This is a genomic window from Pseudomonas sp. Seg1, assembly GCF_018326005.1.
Lineage (GTDB): Bacteria > Pseudomonadota > Gammaproteobacteria > Pseudomonadales > Pseudomonadaceae > Aquipseudomonas.
In genome coordinates this window covers 6,531,103-6,547,311 of the sequence record NZ_AP021903.1, presented here as the reverse complement: position 1 = coordinate 6,547,311, position 16,209 = coordinate 6,531,103, and the positions used below count along the sequence as shown (strand labels likewise).

Here is a 16,209-nt window from a genome sequence, read left to right as displayed (position 1 = left end):
ACAACCTTCCAGCCGACAACCCCTGACGATGACCGAGGATATAAAAATGACGATCAAGACCGCTGCTGCCGGTGCCGCCCTCGCTTTGGCCGCTGCTACCCTGTTTGCCGGTGTCGCAACCAACGCGATGGCCGCCGATGCCAACGTTCACTGCTACGGCGTGAACGCCTGCAAAGGCCAGAACGACTGCAAAACCAAAGACCACACGTGCAAAGGCATGGGCTCCTGCAAGGGCCAGGGCTTCAAAGCCATGACTCAAGCGGCGTGCGAGAAAGCAGGTGGCAAGGTCGGCGAGTAACTGACCGGCAAGTGCCGCCGCAGTGGCTCACGCCACTGCGGCCACTTTTTATCAGGAGTTTGCTCATGCCCGCCTCTGTACCTTTTCTCGGCTACGGCCTGGGATTGCGCAGCGCTTACTACCAGCAGATCCTCGAACAGTCGCCCGACGTGGACTGGTTCGAAGTGGTCTCGGAGAATTTCATGGTGCAGGGCGGCAAGGCCCTGTATCACCTCGATGCCATCGCCGAGCGTTATCCGTTGGTGATGCATGGTGTGTCGCTGTCCATTGGCGGTCCGCATGCCATTGACGTCGACTATCTGCAACAGCTCAAGCAACTGGCCGAACGGGTCAGGCCTGCTTGGGTCTCGGATCACTTGTGCTGGAGCCGCGGTAACGCCCATCAATTGCATGATCTGCTGCCGTTGCCCTACACCGAAGAGAGCCTGGAATACATCGCCGGGCGGGTGATGCAGGTTCAGGATATTTTGCAGCGGCCCTTGGTCCTGGAGAATGTCTCCAGTTACGTCCGTGCAGCCTCGGACGATTTCACCGAATGGGAGTTTCTCGCCCTGTTGAGCCGTGTCAGCGGCTGCGAGTTGCTGCTGGATGTGAACAACGTCTACGTCAGTTCGCGCAACCACGGCTTCGATCCGTGGACCTTCATTCAAAGCCTGCCTGTCGACAAAGTCCGCCAACTGCATCTGGCCGGGCACAGCGATTACGGCGATTACGTGATCGACACCCATGACCATCCGGTGAGCGATCCGGTCTGGGCGTTATACCAGCGCACGCTGGAGCATTTCGGTCCGGTGGCGACTCTGCTGGAACGAGACGACCATTTCCCGCCCTTCGAAGAACTCCTTGATGAATTGCAAAAGACTCGTGAGCTGGGCACCAAGGTCTTGGCCGGGAGGCAGCAATGCGCCTGAATGAATGGCAATTGGCGTTCGAAGCATTTCTGCTCGATGAGACAGCGACGGCCAATCTGAACCTGGACGAGAGCCTGATCGGCGGCCCGACGCTGGATATCGCTACTGGCCTGGCGATCTATCACAACGCCTACAAGGCACGTTTGCTGGAGGTGCTGCGTAACGACTTCGAAGCGATCTGGCAGTGGCTGGGCGACGAGGAGTTTGATCTGCTCGCCACGGCCTACATTCGCCAATCCCCGTCGGCGCACTACAGCCTGCGTTGGCTGGGCAAGGGTTTTGAGGGTTTTGTCCGCAAGTATCTGGTGCCCGAGCAGAGTGCGCCATTGGCCGAAATGGCCGCACTGGAGTGGGCATTCACCCTGGCCTTTGATGCGCCGGCGGGTGATCCATTGACGATCGAAAGCATGGCGGCGCTGGCCCCGGAAGAGTGGCCAGAACTGCAATTCAAACCCATACCTTCTTTGCAGTGGCTTGATTGCCGCTTCAATAGTCTTGCGCTGTGGCGCTCGGTCAAGGACGGCACTGATTTTCCGGCCCGCGCGGCGCTCGATACGCCCAACATCTGCCTGATCTGGCGCCACGAGCTGATCTGCAACTACCGCAGTCTTGAGTCGGCTGAAGCGGCGGCGCTGAATGGCTTGCTCAATGAAGGCTGGAGCTTTGCCGAACTGTGCACGAATTCAACAGTCACTTATGGTAAGGACGCGCCATTGCAAGCGGTTACCTGGTTGAAGCAGTGGGTGCAGGATGGTTTGCTCGAGCGTCTGCAACGATAGTTTCGGCTGATCAAATCGATAGCCTGCTATTTTTCAAGGATGGTCTACCCTCAGATCTGACGTCTGAAACAAGGGGGATTTTCCATGCTCGCGCAACTTCCACCGGCCTTACAGAACTTGCAGCTCCCGCTTCGCCTGCGGCTCTGGGACGGCCATGAGTTCAATCTGGGCCCGACGCCCAGTGTCACCATCGTGGTCAAGGACCCGCAGATGGTCAGCCAGTTCACCCATCCGAGCCTGGACGCATTAGGGGCGGCGTTCGTTGAAGGCAAGCTCGAACTGGAGGGCTCGATCAGTGAGGTCATCCGGGTCTGCGACGAACTGAGTAATGCCTTGCTGGGTGAAGATGACGACACTCAACCTGTGCGTTCGGTCCACGACAAGGAAACCGACGCCAAAGCCATTTCCTATCACTACGACTTGTCCAACGCGTTCTACCAGCTCTGGCTGGACAGCGACATGGCGTATTCCTGTGCCTATTTCGAGACCGGCAGTGAATCGCTCGAACAGGCGCAGCAAGCCAAGTTCCGCCATTTGTGTCGCAAGCTGCGTTTACAGCCCGGCGACTATTTGCTGGATGTCGGCTGCGGCTGGGGCGGACTGGCGCGTTACGCCGCACGGGAATTCGGCGCCAAGGTGTTCGGCATCACCCTGAGCAAGGAACAACTGGAACTGGCGCGCGAGCGGGTCAAAGCTGAAGGCCTGGAAGATCAGGTCGAACTGCAGTTGCTCGACTACCGCGATCTGCCGCAGGACGGTCGATTCGATAAGGTGGTCAGCGTCGGCATGTTCGAACACGTCGGTCACGCGAACCTCGCCGAGTACTGCAAAACCCTGTTTGGCGCGGTAAAGGAGGGCGGTCTGGTGATGAATCACGGCATCACCGCCAAACACACCGATGGCCGCCCGGTGGGGCGTGGTGCCGGGGACTTCATCGAGAAATACGTATTCCCCAACGGTGAGCTGCCGCATCTGGCGATGATCTCGGCCGAGATCAGTGAAGCAGGGCTGGAGATCGTCGACGTCGAAAGTCTGCGTCTGCACTACGCGCGTACGCTGGATCATTGGAGCGAGCGGCTGGAAGACAACCTGGAAGCAGCGGGGAAACTGGTGCCCGATCAGGCGCTACGGATCTGGCGTCTGTACCTGGCCGGTTGCGCCTATGCGTTCGCACGTGGCTGGATCAATCTGCACCAGATCCTTGCGGTGAAGGCGCACGCCGATGGCAGCCATGAACTGCCATGGACTCGCGACGACATCTATCACCCTTGACCCTTGATCACCCTTTCCTTTCGGTAGAGAGGCGTTTCAAAGAATCGGTGAAATCAGCCGGGCGATCCGCATGCCGACCTGTTGCAGGCGGTGGATCTCCCGGCTTTCTTCTTTGGCGATCTCGTAGGATTGCTCGAAATCCTTTATGAGCATGTGTTCCACACTGGCGGCGAAGGCGCTGTCGACGGTCAGCAGCATCACCTCGAAATTCAACCGGAACGAACGGTTGTCCAGATTGGCGCTGCCAATGGCGCTGATCTCGCTGTCGATCAACACCACTTTCTGATGCAGGAAACCGGGTTCGTAGCGGAACACCCGCACGCCGGCGCGAACCGCTTCAAAGGCGTAAAGGCTAGAGGCGGCATAAACAATGCGGTGATCGGGCCGCGACGGCAGCAGCAAACGTACATCGACCCCGCGCAACACCGCCAGGCGTAAAGCGGCGAACACGGCTTCATCGGGAATGAAGTACGGGCTGGTGATCCACACCCGTTCCGTCGCCGCGTGGATGGCTTCGACGAAGAACAGCGAACAGGTTTCGTAGGCATCCGCCGGGCCACTGGCGAGCAATTGGCAGAGCACGCCGTCATCCGGGTATTCGTCCGGCAAGATCAACGGTGGCAATGCACGGGCGGCCCAGAACCAGTCTTCGGCAAACGATTCCTGCATGCACGCCACTATGGGGCCGCGCACTTTTACGTGGGTGTCGCGCCAAGGTGCCAGTGGAGGCTTCTCGCCCATGTATTCATCGCCGACGTTGTGCCCGCCAACAAAACCGACCACGCCATCGACCACGACAATCTTGCGGTGATTACGGAAGTTGACCTGAAAGCGGTTGAGCCAGCCACTGCGCGTGGCGAACGCTTTGACCTCGACGCCGCCATCGCGTAACGCCTGCACATAACTGTGGGGCAGGGCGTGACTGCCAATGCGGTCGTAGAGCAAATGAATCGCCACGCCTTCGGCGGCTTTCTTCAACAGCAGGTCGCGCAGACGTTGGCCGAGTCGATCATCGTGGATGATGAAAAACTGGATGAGCACGGCTTCCTTCGCTTGGTCGATAGCGTGGAAGATTGCCTCGAACGTCGCGGTGCCGTTTACCAGCAATTGGACTTCGTTGTTGGCCAGACATGGCATGCGCCCCAGTTTCGGCATCGCACGCAGCGATGCGTAGGCTTTCGAGGCGCGAGCGGTCAGGGCTTCTTCCACCCAGGGACGCCAGTTCAGTTCGGAGATGGCCTGACGCATATGTTCGTTGGCCTGGCGGCGCGCCTTGATGTAACCATCGAAGGTGCTGCGGCCGAACACCAGATACGGAATAAGCGTCAGGTAAGGAATGAAGATCAGCGACAATGCCCAGGCGATCGAGCCTTGAGCCGTGCGCACGGTCAGCACCGCGTGAATCGCAGCGATCAAACCAAGGGTGTGTATCAGGGCGATCAAATAACCGAAAATGTGCGGTCCGAAATAATCCATGGGGCAGCCTTGCTCCTCAAGATTCAATGCCTTAACAGACCATGTTCTGTGGCGAATGTCGCTATTTAATTGGTGCATGAACCGAAGCAATCGGCCGACGTCTAACGGCCACTACTGATCAGGAGTTACTCGATGAACGTTTGTTTGCTGGGTTTGGCGCTGGGCCTGGGTTTGGCATTGCCGGTGATTGCGCAGGCGCAAATGCTGCAGCCGGGTCTGTGGGAAATGACCTCAAGCAATGTGAAGGTCGATGATCAGCCGATGGATGTGCAATCGATCCTTGGCCAGCTTCAGGGCCAGATGACCCCGCAGCAGCGGGCGGCGCTGGAGAAGAACGGCATCAATATCGGCGGCAAGGGGATCCGCGCTTGCCTGACACCTGAGCAAGTGGCGACCAACGATATTCCGCTGGCCGATCCGCAATCGGGTTGCAAGCAGCAGATCACCGAGCGCAGCGGCAACCAATGGAAGTTTCGTTTCAGCTGCCCGAAAGCGCAGGGTACGGGTGTAGCGACGTTCCTCAGCGATCGGGAGTTCACCACGGTCGCCAACGGTACGTTCAACGCGATCGGTATCAATCAGAAGGGCAGCCTGGAAACCCGCGCGGTGTGGTTGGGTCAGGATTGCGGCGCCGTCAAACCAAGAGCTTAAAAGCTTCGCGAGCAAGCCCGCTCCCACAGGTTCAGCGTGATCCTGTGGGAGCGGGCTTGCCCGCGAAGGCGTCAGTAAAATCAACGCATGAACCGCAGCGGCAATCCCCGACACCCATCATTCACGCGACCCTCGCGCCAGGCGATCTGCCCCGACACCAGCGTTGTGCTCACCCGATGCCGAAAGCTTCGACCCGCAAACGGTGTCCATCCGCATTGCGACAGTATCGGTTGTCGAGACACCTCCGACATCTGCGGTTGAACCAATACCAGATCTGCCCAATAGCCCTCGCGCAGATAACCACGATCCGGAATGGCAAAAAGGTCCGCCACGCGGTGACTGGTCTTCGCCACCAGCGTAGTCAGCGGCACCACGCCATCCGCCACCAGTTCCAGTAACGCCGGCAGCGCATGCTGCACCAATGGCAAACCCGACGGCGCCTCGGCGTAGGGTCGCTGCTTTTCGGCCCAGGTATGCGGCGCGTGATCACTGCCGATCACATCCAGTCGATTGCTCAGTAATGCCTGTCGCAATGCATCGCGGTCGGCTTGGCTCTTGATCGCCGGATTGCATTTGATCAGGTTGCCGAGGTTTGGATAGTCGCGATCATCGAACAACAAATGGTGCAGGCAGACTTCTGCGGTGATGCGTTTTTGCGCCAGCGGTTTGTCCTCGAACAGTTCGAGTTCGCGAGCGGTGCTCAGGTGCAAAACGTGCAGGCGAGTGCCGTGACGTTTGGCCAGGTCCACGGCCAGCGAGGAGGAGCGATAACAGGTTTCAGCATTGCGAATCAGCGAATGCGCCTCTGGCGGCAAACGATCGCCGAACCGTTCACGCAGTCTGGCCGCATTGGTGTCGATGCTCGGCGTGTGTTCGCAGTGAGCCAGCAGGATCGTTGGTACTTCAGCAAACAGCCGTTCAAGAATTTGCGGTTCATCCACCAGCATGTTGCCGGTCGAGGCGCCCATGAATACTTTGACCCCGGCCACCTCACAAGGATTGAGCGCGGCCACGGTGTCGAGGTTGTTCTGGCTGACTCCGAAGTGAAAGCCGTAATTGGCCACCGAACTGATTGCCGCTCGGCGCTTCTTGTCGGCCAGTGCTTCGAGGGTGAGAGTCGCCGGATGGGTATTGGGCATGTCCATGAAACTGGTGATACCACCCGCGACTGCCGCGCGCGATTCGGTATGAATGCTGCCCTTGGCCGGCGCGCCGGGTTCGCGGAAATGCACCTGGTCATCGATCATGCCCGGCAGCAGCCATTGGCCGCTGGCATCGATTTCCACGCTCGCGTTTTCGCCTTCGATACTGCGGGCAATCTTGACGATGCGACCGTTGCTGACCAATAGATCGCTGTCGAACTCCCGTCCCTCGTTGACCAGCCGTGCGTTGCGGATCAGCACACTGCTCATGGTTCAGAACTCGTTCTGCAAGGCTTTGTAGCCGCGCACCAGATCGACATTGGTTCGCGCCACGTCTTCGGAAAACTCCGAGGCGCTGACACTCACCGGCGGGAATAACGAGAGATCGGTATTCGGGCCAATGCGCGTAGTGGAGGGCACGTAGAACGCGTCCGGCAAGTCGCGACCGTCGACCACCGAGTTGTGGCGCACCACACAACCATTGCCGACTACGCAATTGAACAACACGCTGTTGAAGCCGATGAATACTCGGTCGCCGACCACGCAGGGGCCGTGCACGATCGAGCGGTGGGCGATGGACGTGTATTGGCCAATGGTTACCGCCGCGCCGGACTTGGAATGGATGACCACGCCGTCCTGAATGTTCGAATTGGCGCCGATGGTGATTGGCTCCATCTCGCCAGACGCATCGACTTCGTCAGCGCGGATAACCGCATAGGGGCCGACGAAGACGTTTTCGCCGATCAGCACTTTGCCGCAGATGATCGCGGTTTTATCGACGTAGGCCGACTCGGCAATTTGCGGCAGATCGCCTGAAGGGTTTTTGCGGATCATGGTTGGCTCAGCGCGTCGTAAAGGGTGTTGAGGTTGTATTCGAACAGCCCGGTGAAGGTGCTGGCCGGGCCGCTGGCAGCCAGGGCATCGGAGTAGAGCGTGCCGCCAATGTGTGCGCCGCTTTCGTCGGCGATCTGTTTGAGCAGGCGCGCGTCCTTGATGTTTTCCATGAACACCGCTTTGACGTTGGCCTGACGGATCTGGGTAATCAGCGCCGCCACTTCCGCCGCTGACGGTTCACGCTCGGTGGACAATCCTTGCGGTGCCATGAAGTCGATGCCGTACGCCTGACCGAGGTAACCGAAGGCATCGTGGCTGGTGACGATCTTGCGATTGCCCGGCGGCAGCGAACCGAGTTTGGCCTTGGCTTCGGCGAGCAGGGCGTAGATCTGCTTCAAATAGGATTGGCTGTTGCGCTCGTAGTCCGCCTTGTTCGCCGGGTCGGCGGTGATCAGCGCCTTGGTGATGTTGGCGATGTACAACTCGGCGTTGGCCAGATTGTGCCAGGCATGTGGATCGGGAACGGTTTCGCCGTCCTCATCCAGCGAACGCGGAATCACGCCATGGCTGGCACTGATGATGGCGGCTTTGGTTTCATTGCTCGTTACCATACGATCAAGCCAGGGTTCAAAACCCAAACCGTTCTTGAAGATCAATTTGGCCTTGAGCAACGCTTTGGCGTCGTCCGGCGTCGGTTCGTAGGTGTGCGCGTCAGCGTCCCGGCCGACCAGATTGGTGATCTGAATGTGCTCGCCGCCGACGTGATGAACCATATCGGCGAGGATGCTGAAACTGGTGACCACTGGCAATTTCTCCGCCGCCGACAACGACATCGACAGCATCAGGCTGAACAGCACGAGTAGAACACGCATCGGGAAACACCTCATTGGGATGTGAGCAACGGTGGGCGGCGCAGCAGCCCATGTACCGGTCCGAACACCACGGACAGCAGATAACCGACGCCGGCTACCAATACGATGGCCGGGCCGCTGGGTAGCGAGTAATAGAAAGACAGCAACAAGCCGAGCCACACCGACAAGCAGCCGAGGAGTGCGGCGATGGCAATCAGGATCGGCAAGCGTCGACTCCAGAAACGTGAGGCAGCGGCGGGTAGCATCATCAATCCGACGACCATGAGCGCGCCGATTGCCTGGAATCCGATCACCAGATTCAGTACGACCAGGGTCAGGAACACGCCGTGGGCGAGTGGGCCGAGGCGGCTGACGGTTCGCAGGAATAATGGATCGAGGGTGTCGAGCAGCAGCGGTTTGTAGATAAACATCATGGCAATCAAGCTGAATGCCGAGACCCACAACATGCCGGTGAGGGTTGGGCCATCGACGGCCAATGCTGAGCCGAACAACAGGTGCAGCAGGTCGAGGCGTTTACCGGCAATACCCAGAATCAACACACCGCAGGCCAGCGATATGGGATAGATCGCCGCCAGGCTTGCGTCTTCACGCAGGCCGGTACGGCGGGTAATCCATGCAGCGAGGCCGGCCATGCTCAGGCCTGCTCCGAGACCGCCCAGTGTCAGCGCCGGCAAACTCAGGCCGGCGAACCAAAAGCCAAGTGCTGCTCCGGGGAGGATGCCGTGGGCGACGGCGTCACCAATCAGGCTCATGCGCCGCAGGATCAAGAACACCCCAAGCGGCGCAGTGCTGCAGGCCAACACCAGGCCGCCAAGCAATGCGCGACGCATGAAGACGAATTCGTTGAACGGTTGCCACAGGGTGACAGTGAGCATCAGGCCACCTGCATGTGCGGGGATTGCTGGATGAGTTCTGCGCTCGCGCCGTAAACGCAAATTCGGTTTTTGATCAGCAACGTTTTCGGGATGTGTTGGCGAACGGCGGCGAGGTCATGGCAGACCAAGACCAGCGTTCGTCCTTCGGCGTGCCAGGCGTGGATGTGTTGCCACAGGAGCTGTTGACCCAGTTCATCGAGTGCAGCATGGGGTTCGTCGAGGAGCAGCACAGGCGAGTCGGTCAGGCTCAATCGCGCGAGGAGCGCGCGTTGTAGTTCACCACCGGACAGCGCCATCAGCGGGCGATTGTCGAGGCCATTCAGGTGCCAGGCTTCCAATGCCGCGGCGAGGCGTTGGGCACGCAATTGGGTGGAAAGTCTGCGACCCCAGAATCCCGCGGCAACCAGTTCCTGAAGGCTGATCGGGAATTGACGATCCAGATGCTGTTGTTGTGGGAGGAAGGACACACCACTTTGACGTGGAACACTCAGGGTGACCTGTCCTGCCAAGGGTTTTTGCAGTCCGGCAATGACTTTCAGCAGGCTGCTTTTGCCACAACCATTGGCTCCGATGATTGCCGTCAGACTGCCGCTTTCAAGCTCAAGGGTCAGAGGCGAAGTGAGTGCTTGGCCGGGTGCGCCCCAGCTCAGGTCCTGGCAGCGAATCATGCTAGCTCCCGGTGCCAGGTGCTTTCCGCGACAGCGTCATGGGCATGGAGGCTTTCGGCGTGAATCACTCGCAGGTGGAGTGCGCTGACTCCCGGGGAGCGGCGTAGCGCGAGATTCAATCGGCGTGCGGCGTCTTCGCAGAACATCAGGTTCTGCCCATTGGCCAAGGCGAAGGCTTGTTCGTCCGCACGTTTCACCGCCGTTTGTACGGCGGTGCCGAGCGCTGCTTCAGCGTCGTTGATGATCGTGCTCAGCGGCAACTCGTCTATAAATTCGTCGAGGTGCACGTGCAGTTGGGCGGTGCTGCGTTGACTGTGTGGCGTGGCAACAATGCCTTGGGACGAGCCTAGCCAGGTTAGAACTTCGGCATGTTGCAGTGGCTTGTTGGCGAAATCATTGATGAATTGTTGCTGGATCAATTGTCTCGCCAAGGCTGCTGAGCATGGACAAGTTGAAGAGTATGGCACCTCGATTTTGAGTTCCACGTGGAACACTGTGTTTTTCAGGCTGGCTGAAATGATCGCGGGGTAGGACTTCCACCCAGCCAGAGGACTGACCATCGCCGGCCTTTTCAGCAGCAAATTGGTATGAATATTCAGGTAGGCGTTAGTGGATAAACCATGGTGGCTGTCGAGGAAAAACTGGAGAAGTCGGCGCAATAGAGCAGGGCGGAGGTTCTCCTCCTCAAGGGCTTCCAAAGCCAGATACAGGCGCGACATGTGAATACCGCGCGCTTCACCATCGTCAAGGCTCACGCCTGCATCAGCCTTCGCGGTCAAGCGTTGGCCATCTAACAAGACCGGTAGCGCTATGCCGCACATGCCCACCCATTCGAGCGGCAAGGCTTGGCGAGCAGATTGTGCGGCGATATCCGGGAGTGTCAGCGAATTCATGTTCGGAACCATCGTGTTGATTGAATTGGATGTTACATTATAACAATTCAAATCACGATGCCTTTTTCATGAACAGGCTTTCATATGCACAGACGTCATTTGCTCACTCTGATTCTAGCCAGCGCCGCCTTCGCTTTACCTATAAGTGGCTCCGCGACACAAATCCGCCAAGCGAGGTTCTGGCGCTCCGATAAAAAGCTTCGGTTGGTGTTCGATTTAAGCGCACCTGTTCGATACAAGGCGTTCAGCCTCAGCGCACCAGAGCGGCTTATTATTGATTTGAGCGGTGCAACGCTCAGTGGAGATTTGAGCCAACTGGCTCTCAACGACACGGTGATTCGTTCGATTCGATCAGGGCAAACGGGGCTGGGCGACACCCGTATCGTTCTCGATCTGAAGATTCCAGTGCTGGTTAACAGCTTCCTGTTGGCCCCTCAGGATGGTCAAGGTCATCGTCTGGTTCTGGATCTGGTCAGCGCAAAACAAGAGTCGACAGTCGCAATGGTTCCACGTGAAACACCTGCGATTAAGGTCCATCGAAAGCGCGACATCATTGTGGTTGTCGATCCTGGCCATGGCGGCAAAGATCCCGGCGCAGTTGGTGCGAAAGGTGAGCGTGAGAAGGACGTTGTACTTTCAATCGCTCAGATGCTCGCCAAGCGCCTGAAAAAAGAGAAGGGCTTTGACGTAAAACTAGTGCGAAACGACGACTTTTTTGTGCCCTTGCGCAAGCGGGTGGAGATTGCCCGTCAGCATAAGGCTGACCTGTTTATCTCCGTGCATGCTGACGCAGCGCCGCGACTGACGGCCTCAGGCGCATCGGTTTACTGCCTCTCCGAAGGTGGTGCGACATCGGCGACTGCGCGGTTCATGGCGCAGCGCGAGAACGGTGCGGATTTGCTTGGCGCAACAAGTCTGCTCAACCTCAAAGACAAGGATCCGATGCTTGCGGGTGTCATCCTCGACATGTCGATGAACGCCACCATTTCTGCCAGTTTGCAGCTTGGCAGCAAGATTCTGGAGAGTCTGGCGGGGATTACCACACTGCATCAGAAGCGTGTGGAACAGGCAGGATTTGCAGTGCTCAAGTCACCCGATGTGCCATCGATCCTGGTGGAAACCGGCTTCATTTCCAATGCTCGCGACAGTCAACGTTTAGTCACCAAGAGACATCAGCAGGCCATTGCGGACGGGTTGTACGAGGGCTTGCAGCGCTACTTTCAGAAAAATCCGCCGATCGACAGCTTTCTGGCCTGGCAGCAGGAGCAGCCCAAAAGCCTGGTTTAGCAGCCGCTAATCCGGCTACAGGTAAATTTTGCGCTACTGCCTCCCGAGCTGGAGAAACGATTGATCGTCGTCCATCCCACGCGTCGGGTGTAGCCCACCCACGCTTCACCGTCGGAGGCGATACCGGTGAAGAACGTCAGTTGGCCGAAGCGGCTGTTGGTTTGTGCCCAATAACGTTGGCCGTTCTTTTCGAAACCTCGCAGGTAGAGCGTACTGCCATCAGTGTTGACGCTGTAGGCATTGCCGTCGGCATCCATGCAGGCCAGCAGATTGGCGCTACGCGTGCAGGTGGCGGGCGCGGGATTTTTCCCCCAGGCGCTAGCGGCAGTTAACAACGCCAGACTCAATATTGAGCATTTCAGCGCTTCTTTCATGACATTTCCTGAGCGGCGTATTGATCGCAGCTTCCGACTCTTGGTCGTGAAGAGCAAGGGCGGGGCTGGCTAATTCATATTGTTATACTATAACATCAATTTTAACTGAGCCTGATTCGGTCGATTTCAAGCGTTTAGCTTCCTGCGAATCCATTGTTTGAAGCCCAAAAACGTCCAGCGCTACGCAAAAGCGCAGATCGGCTGCCACCTGTCGAGGATTACCCAATGTCAGCCGCACTGCCTGTGACCGTTCTTTCCGGATTTTTAGGCGCCGGAAAAAGTACACTTTTGAATTACGTACTACGTAATCGGCAAGGGCTGCGTGTGGCAGTCATCGTCAACGATATGAGCGAGATCAATATCGATGGCAGCGAAGTTCAGCGTGATGTAAGCCTGAACCGCGCTGAAGAAAAGCTTGTGGAAATGAGTAATGGCTGTATCTGCTGTACGTTACGCGAAGACTTGCTTCAAGAAGTCAGCAAACTGGCCCGCGATGGACGATTCGATTACTTGTTGATCGAATCCACCGGCATCTCCGAGCCTCTGCCGGTCGCGGAGACCTTCACCTTCCGCGATGAGCAGGGCCAAAGCCTCGCCGATATCGCCCGGCTGGACACCATGGTCACTGTAGTCGACGGGGTGAATTTCCTCCTCGACTATCAGGCCGCAGAATGTCTCGCCTCCCGCGGAGAAGTCCTTGGCGAAGAGGACGAACGCTCCATCACCGACTTGTTGATCGAGCAAATCGAATTCGCCGATGTACTGCTGATCAGCAAGATCGATTTGATCAGCCAGCGGGAGCGTGAAGAACTGGTCGCCATTCTCAAGCGCCTCAACGCCCACGCCGAAATCATCCCGATGGTGATGGGGGAGGTACCGCTGGAGAGCATTATCAATACCGGCCGTTTCGACTTCGAGAAAGCCGCACAAGCGCCGGGTTGGTTAAAGGAATTGCGCGGTGCGCACGTCCCGGAAACCGACGAGTACGGCATCGCATCCACTGCTTATCGCGCGCGCCGTCCCTTTCACCCGCAACGCTTCTTCAACTTCATCGACCGCCCGTGGCTCAACGGCAAATTGCTGCGCTCCAAAGGTTTTTTCTGGCTGGCCAGCAAGCCGAATGACGCCGGCAGTTGGTCGCAGGCCGGCGGTTTGATGCGTCATGGTTTTGCCGGGCGTTGGTGGCGTTTTGTGCCAAAAGACCAGTGGCCGCAAGATCAGGAAAGCACCCTGGCGATCATGGAAAACTGGACGCCGAGCGTCGGAGATTGTCGTCAGGAGCTGGTGTTCATCGGCCAGAACATCAATTTCCCTCAGCTCTCAGGCGAACTCGATGATTGCCTGCTGACCGACGAGGAAATGGCGCTCGGTGTGGAAGGCTGGCGGTTGCTGGCGGATCCGTTTGGCCCTTGGCACGCAGAGGTGGCCTGATGCTCGCGTTGAAAATGCTCCACGACCGTACGCGTCATCAGCATCAAGGCAATACGCCAAAAGCACTGATACGGATTCTTGAAGATGACGTAAACCTCGCCATATGGCAGCGTCAATTACCGCTGCACATCGCCGACTTTGCCAGTGTGCTGTTGTCACTCAACGTACCCTTGGCCGAGTCGCTGTGCCTGGAGATCAATGACGAAGACGCCGATCCTGATCTCACTGGGCTGGCCACAAGCTTCCGCGATCTGGAGGGCTACGAAGGCTTTATCGCTGACTTGAAATGGCTGGTCGGCGCGTTCGCCTGCCTGCTCGGTGCGCGGCGTATTGGCCTGCGCTTGCGCGTGCTGGATAAGGCCATGTGCCCGCGTTTCCACGTCGACCATGTTCCGGTGCGGCTGATCACGACCTATGCGGGCATTGGCAGTGAATGGCTCAAGGAAGGGGCAATGGATCGTCGTCAGCTTGGCCAGGCAAACGCCGAGCCGCACGAGTCCCGGCAGATTCAGCGACTCAAGAGTGGCGAAGTGGCGCTATTGAAAGGCGAAAAATGGCACGGCAACGAAGGTTTCGGGCTGATCCACCGCTCGCCGCAATTGGCGCCCGGCGAGCGTCGGTTGATGCTGACCCTCGACTGGCTCGGCTAGCGCTTCAAGGCTTGAGCCACGCGCCTTGGCTCTGACTTTCGCAATACGGCTTCAAGTAGGCCGCATCGGTGGCGACGCCGTAATAGTGGATATCCTGGCGATAGGGCATATTGGCGACTTGGGCGTTGCTGCACACGCCAAATGCCCCGCTCGGGCATTGATCGACGTACTGCACGTCGACCTTTTGCCCGGCCAGCGTTGGCTGACAGAAGCCGTCGTTAAACAGTTGTTCCGGGATGTTGCGGTTCTGCTGGCAGACTTTGACGTCGAGCCGTTCGCCTTGGCTATGCACCACGCAGGCCTGGGCCAGGACTTCGCTCGACACCAGCAGCAACAGCAACGACCATCCGTTTAAACGCATCTTCGACCCCCTCAGAAACTCTCCTCAGACAAGTGCCAGCCATGTTGCAGAACATTCCTACCCATGTCATCGCAGGCCCGCTGGGCGCTGGCAAGACCAGCCTGATTCGCCAGCTCATGGCGCAACGGCCGGCGGATGAGCGCTGGGCGGTGCTGATCAACGAGTTCGGTCAGATCGGCCTCGATGCCGCGCTGCTGACCAGCGACGGCGATGGTATCGCACTGGGCGAAGTGGCCGGGGGCTGTTTGTGTTGCGTGAATGGTGCGCCGTTTCAGATCGGCCTTGGACGGTTGCTGCGCAAAGCCAGGCCGCATCGGCTGTTTATAGAACCGTCCGGACTGGGCCATCCTGCGCAATTGCTCAAGCAACTGAGCGAGGCGCCATGGCTGGGTGTACTGACGGTTCAGCCGTGTGTTTTGGTACTGGATGCTCAAGCACTCCAGGCGGGTAAACCGTTGCCGGCAGCTCAACAGCAAGCATTGACCAGCGCCGGTTTGCTGTTGCTGAACAAGGCTGAAAATCTGGATGAAGCCGCCCGACAGACGATATCCAGTCAGTTGCCGCCAGTCAGGCAGATCTGGACACAGCAGGCACAACTGTCAGTGAGCGAATTGCCGGGGTTGGCCATTCAAGCGGTGGCAGCTGTGGATAACCTGATCATGCCAAACGGTGCCGCGCCAATGCCGGCGCTCTGGAGCGACCCGACGCTGCCGATTTGTCTGAGTCAGGCGCAGGAGGGCGGATGGAGTGTCGGTTGGCGCTGGCATCCGAGCCAGACATTCGATCGACAAAGCCTCGACGATTGGCTCAGCGGTCTTACCTGGAACAGAGCGAAAATGGTTATCCACAGCACCGATGGCTGGACGTCAGCCAATGCTCTGGATAACGCAGCGCTGGTTTGGCAAATCAGTGAATGGCGCAAGGACTCACGGATCGAACTGATTTTCGCCGATCCACAGAGCATCGCCGAGTTGCAGGCCGGGTTGGCGCAGTGCCGGATTCAGCCGAGCTGATTCACGGCTTCCACTTGGTGTGTTCCTGCCGCCACTGACTCAGCTCGATCACCTCGGCCCGGGGCTTGTGCACCTCGACCACCGGCGGCGTATCGTCGAACGGTGCCGGGTAGGGCGCTAGCTCGATCTGCGCACTGTGCGCGCCAAACTGGGTGATGGTGCCGTTGTGACGGGTCTCGCCGGTCACGGTGAACTCGAAGTTGTACACCCGCGCCAGACGTCGACGGCCGTTGGCGTCCTTGATGAAACCGATTTTCTTCAGCGCCACGTTGCCGTCGAGCAGCTCGACACGCACGTTCAGGCAATGTTGCTTGACCCGTTCCAGCGCCCGCTCGCGCAAGCCATGGTTGTGCCACAACCAGGCGCCGGCAGCGGCGAACAGCATCAGCACGAAGATGTTTTCGAGGGTCAGCATCAACAAG

At 58.4% G+C, this 16,209-nt stretch carries 19 protein-coding genes; 9 read left to right on the top strand and 10 right to left on the bottom strand.

Annotation, left to right across the window (positions count from 1 at the left end; genetic code table 11):
• The first annotated feature begins 46 nt into the window (after positions 1–46).
• The 4 genes from bufA2 to cfaB all read left to right on the top strand — a co-directional run bounded on the left by bufA2 (position 47) and on the right by cfaB (position 3,260).
• On the top strand, positions 47–298 hold the full coding sequence (bufA2, locus tag KI231_RS29575) for a BufA2 family periplasmic bufferin-type metallophore (protein ID WP_213027046.1): 252 nt from the start codon (positions 47–49) through the stop codon (positions 296–298).
• Between the two features lie 65 nt (positions 299–363).
• Complete coding sequence (bufB, locus tag KI231_RS29570; RefSeq protein WP_213027045.1) at positions 364–1,209, top strand: MNIO family bufferin maturase; 846 nt, start codon at positions 364–366, stop codon at positions 1,207–1,209.
• A complete protein-coding gene (locus tag KI231_RS29565) occupies positions 1,200–1,988 on the top strand; it encodes an HvfC/BufC N-terminal domain-containing protein (protein WP_213027044.1) in 789 nt (262 codons plus the stop codon). Before bufB ends, KI231_RS29565 begins: the two co-directional genes overlap by 10 nt.
• An 84-nt stretch (positions 1,989–2,072) precedes the next feature.
• A complete protein-coding gene (gene cfaB / locus KI231_RS29560; protein WP_213027043.1) occupies positions 2,073–3,260 on the top strand; it encodes a C17 cyclopropane fatty acid synthase CfaB in 1,188 nt (395 codons plus the stop codon).
• 36 nt (positions 3,261–3,296) lie between these two features.
• On the opposite strand, the gene cls is transcribed toward cfaB, so the two are convergent.
• On the bottom strand, positions 3,297–4,736 hold the full coding sequence (cls, locus tag KI231_RS29555) for a cardiolipin synthase (RefSeq protein ID WP_213027042.1): 1,440 nt from the start codon (positions 4,734–4,736) through the stop codon (positions 3,297–3,299).
• Between the two features lie 132 nt (positions 4,737–4,868).
• Here cls and KI231_RS29550 point away from each other — a divergent pair, with 132 nt between their 5' ends.
• The gene (locus KI231_RS29550; RefSeq protein WP_213027041.1) at positions 4,869–5,387 is read left to right on the top strand and encodes a DUF3617 domain-containing protein; all 519 of its coding nucleotides are present in this window, start codon (positions 4,869–4,871) and stop codon (positions 5,385–5,387) included.
• Positions 5,388–5,467: 80 nt separating this feature from the next.
• Here the strand turns inward: KI231_RS29550 and KI231_RS29545 are convergent, their stop codons facing one another.
• From KI231_RS29545 to folE2, 6 genes are read right to left on the bottom strand one after another with little or no spacing between them, the layout of a single operon-like run.
• Positions 5,468–6,799: a dihydroorotase gene (locus KI231_RS29545; RefSeq protein ID WP_213027040.1), complete on the bottom strand. Its 1,332-nt coding sequence runs from the start codon at positions 6,797–6,799 to the stop codon at positions 5,468–5,470.
• A 3-nt stretch (positions 6,800–6,802) separates the two neighbouring features.
• The gene (locus KI231_RS29540; RefSeq protein WP_213027039.1) at positions 6,803–7,363 is read right to left on the bottom strand and encodes a gamma carbonic anhydrase family protein; all 561 of its coding nucleotides are present in this window, start codon (positions 7,361–7,363) and stop codon (positions 6,803–6,805) included.
• Positions 7,360–8,235: a metal ABC transporter substrate-binding protein gene (locus tag KI231_RS29535; protein ID WP_213027038.1), complete on the bottom strand. Its 876-nt coding sequence runs from the start codon at positions 8,233–8,235 to the stop codon at positions 7,360–7,362. The genes KI231_RS29540 and KI231_RS29535 overlap by 4 nt, the downstream gene beginning before the upstream one ends.
• Positions 8,236–8,246: 11 nt before the next feature.
• A complete protein-coding gene (locus KI231_RS29530; RefSeq protein ID WP_213027037.1) occupies positions 8,247–9,110 on the bottom strand; it encodes a metal ABC transporter permease in 864 nt (287 codons plus the stop codon).
• Positions 9,110–9,778, bottom strand: a complete 669-nt coding sequence (locus KI231_RS29525; RefSeq protein ID WP_213027036.1) for a metal ABC transporter ATP-binding protein — start codon at positions 9,776–9,778, stop codon at positions 9,110–9,112. Before KI231_RS29525 ends, KI231_RS29530 begins: the two co-directional genes overlap by 1 nt.
• The gene (folE2, locus tag KI231_RS29520) at positions 9,775–10,671 is read right to left on the bottom strand and encodes a GTP cyclohydrolase FolE2 (protein ID WP_103302774.1); all 897 of its coding nucleotides are present in this window, start codon (positions 10,669–10,671) and stop codon (positions 9,775–9,777) included. Before folE2 ends, KI231_RS29525 begins: the two co-directional genes overlap by 4 nt.
• 84 nt (positions 10,672–10,755) lie before the next feature.
• Between folE2 and KI231_RS29515 the strand changes: the two genes are divergently transcribed.
• Positions 10,756–11,958 carry an N-acetylmuramoyl-L-alanine amidase gene (locus KI231_RS29515; RefSeq protein WP_213027035.1) on the top strand — a complete coding sequence of 401 codons (1,203 nt, stop codon included), beginning with the start codon at positions 10,756–10,758 and terminating at the stop codon, positions 11,956–11,958.
• Here the strand turns inward: KI231_RS29515 and KI231_RS29510 are convergent.
• Positions 11,955–12,332 (bottom strand): glutamine synthetase, encoded by a 378-nt coding sequence (locus KI231_RS29510; protein WP_213027034.1) that lies wholly within the window; start codon positions 12,330–12,332, stop codon positions 11,955–11,957. The genes KI231_RS29515 and KI231_RS29510 overlap by 4 nt on opposite strands.
• Positions 12,333–12,557: 225 nt before the next feature.
• On the opposite strand from KI231_RS29510, the gene zigA reads away from it, so the two are divergent.
• Both zigA and KI231_RS29500 read left to right on the top strand, forming a co-directional pair.
• A complete protein-coding gene (zigA, locus tag KI231_RS29505) occupies positions 12,558–13,763 on the top strand; it encodes a zinc metallochaperone GTPase ZigA (RefSeq protein ID WP_213027033.1) in 1,206 nt (401 codons plus the stop codon).
• Positions 13,763–14,413: a DUF1826 domain-containing protein gene (locus KI231_RS29500; RefSeq protein WP_213027032.1), complete on the top strand. Its 651-nt coding sequence runs from the start codon at positions 13,763–13,765 to the stop codon at positions 14,411–14,413. The genes zigA and KI231_RS29500 overlap by 1 nt, the downstream gene beginning before the upstream one ends.
• A gap of 4 nt (positions 14,414–14,417) precedes the next feature.
• Here KI231_RS29500 and KI231_RS29495 read toward each other — a convergent pair whose 3' ends face one another.
• Complete coding sequence (locus KI231_RS29495; protein ID WP_213027031.1) at positions 14,418–14,774, bottom strand: NADH:ubiquinone oxidoreductase; 357 nt, start codon at positions 14,772–14,774, stop codon at positions 14,418–14,420.
• 41 nt (positions 14,775–14,815) lie between these two features.
• Here KI231_RS29495 and KI231_RS29490 point away from each other — a divergent pair, with 41 nt between their 5' ends.
• On the top strand, positions 14,816–15,787 hold the full coding sequence (locus KI231_RS29490; protein ID WP_213027030.1) for a CobW family GTP-binding protein: 972 nt from the start codon (positions 14,816–14,818) through the stop codon (positions 15,785–15,787).
• A 1-nt stretch (position 15,788) separates the two neighbouring features.
• Here KI231_RS29490 and KI231_RS29485 read toward each other — a convergent pair whose 3' ends face one another.
• The gene (locus tag KI231_RS29485) at positions 15,789–16,202 is read right to left on the bottom strand and encodes a DUF3301 domain-containing protein (RefSeq protein WP_064389782.1); all 414 of its coding nucleotides are present in this window, start codon (positions 16,200–16,202) and stop codon (positions 15,789–15,791) included.
• Positions 16,203–16,209 lie beyond the last annotated feature (7 nt).

Excerpts from the sequence above, each read along its gene's own strand:
- zigA (WP_213027033.1), top strand. The coding sequence starts at position 12,558 with ATGTCAGCCGCACTGCCTGTGACCGTTCTTTCCGGATTTTTAGGCGCC.
- KI231_RS29550 (WP_213027041.1), top strand. The coding sequence starts at position 4,869 with ATGAACGTTTGTTTGCTGGGTTTGGCGCTGGGCCTGGGTTTGGCATTG.
- KI231_RS29525 (WP_213027036.1), bottom strand. The coding sequence starts at position 9,778 with ATGATTCGCTGCCAGGACCTGAGCTGGGGCGCACCCGGCCAAGCACTC.
- KI231_RS29515 (WP_213027035.1), top strand. The coding sequence starts at position 10,756 with ATGCACAGACGTCATTTGCTCACTCTGATTCTAGCCAGCGCCGCCTTC.
- KI231_RS29495 (WP_213027031.1), bottom strand. The coding sequence starts at position 14,774 with ATGCGTTTAAACGGATGGTCGTTGCTGTTGCTGCTGGTGTCGAGCGAA.
- KI231_RS29540 (WP_213027039.1), bottom strand. The coding sequence starts at position 7,363 with ATGATCCGCAAAAACCCTTCAGGCGATCTGCCGCAAATTGCCGAGTCG.
- KI231_RS29490 (WP_213027030.1), top strand. The coding sequence starts at position 14,816 with ATGTTGCAGAACATTCCTACCCATGTCATCGCAGGCCCGCTGGGCGCT.
- KI231_RS29500 (WP_213027032.1), top strand. The coding sequence starts at position 13,763 with ATGCTCGCGTTGAAAATGCTCCACGACCGTACGCGTCATCAGCATCAA.
- KI231_RS29510 (WP_213027034.1), bottom strand. The coding sequence starts at position 12,332 with ATGAAAGAAGCGCTGAAATGCTCAATATTGAGTCTGGCGTTGTTAACT.
- bufB (WP_213027045.1), top strand. The coding sequence starts at position 364 with ATGCCCGCCTCTGTACCTTTTCTCGGCTACGGCCTGGGATTGCGCAGC.
- KI231_RS29485 (WP_064389782.1), bottom strand. The coding sequence starts at position 16,202 with ATGCTGACCCTCGAAAACATCTTCGTGCTGATGCTGTTCGCCGCTGCC.
- KI231_RS29530 (WP_213027037.1), bottom strand. The coding sequence starts at position 9,110 with ATGCTCACTGTCACCCTGTGGCAACCGTTCAACGAATTCGTCTTCATG.
- KI231_RS29535 (WP_213027038.1), bottom strand. The coding sequence starts at position 8,235 with ATGCGTGTTCTACTCGTGCTGTTCAGCCTGATGCTGTCGATGTCGTTG.
- bufA2 (WP_213027046.1), top strand. The coding sequence starts at position 47 with ATGACGATCAAGACCGCTGCTGCCGGTGCCGCCCTCGCTTTGGCCGCT.
- KI231_RS29565 (WP_213027044.1), top strand. The coding sequence starts at position 1,200 with ATGCGCCTGAATGAATGGCAATTGGCGTTCGAAGCATTTCTGCTCGAT.
- KI231_RS29545 (WP_213027040.1), bottom strand. The coding sequence starts at position 6,799 with ATGAGCAGTGTGCTGATCCGCAACGCACGGCTGGTCAACGAGGGACGG.
- folE2 (WP_103302774.1), bottom strand. The coding sequence starts at position 10,671 with ATGAATTCGCTGACACTCCCGGATATCGCCGCACAATCTGCTCGCCAA.
- cls (WP_213027042.1), bottom strand. The coding sequence starts at position 4,736 with ATGGATTATTTCGGACCGCACATTTTCGGTTATTTGATCGCCCTGATA.
- cfaB (WP_213027043.1), top strand. The coding sequence starts at position 2,073 with ATGCTCGCGCAACTTCCACCGGCCTTACAGAACTTGCAGCTCCCGCTT.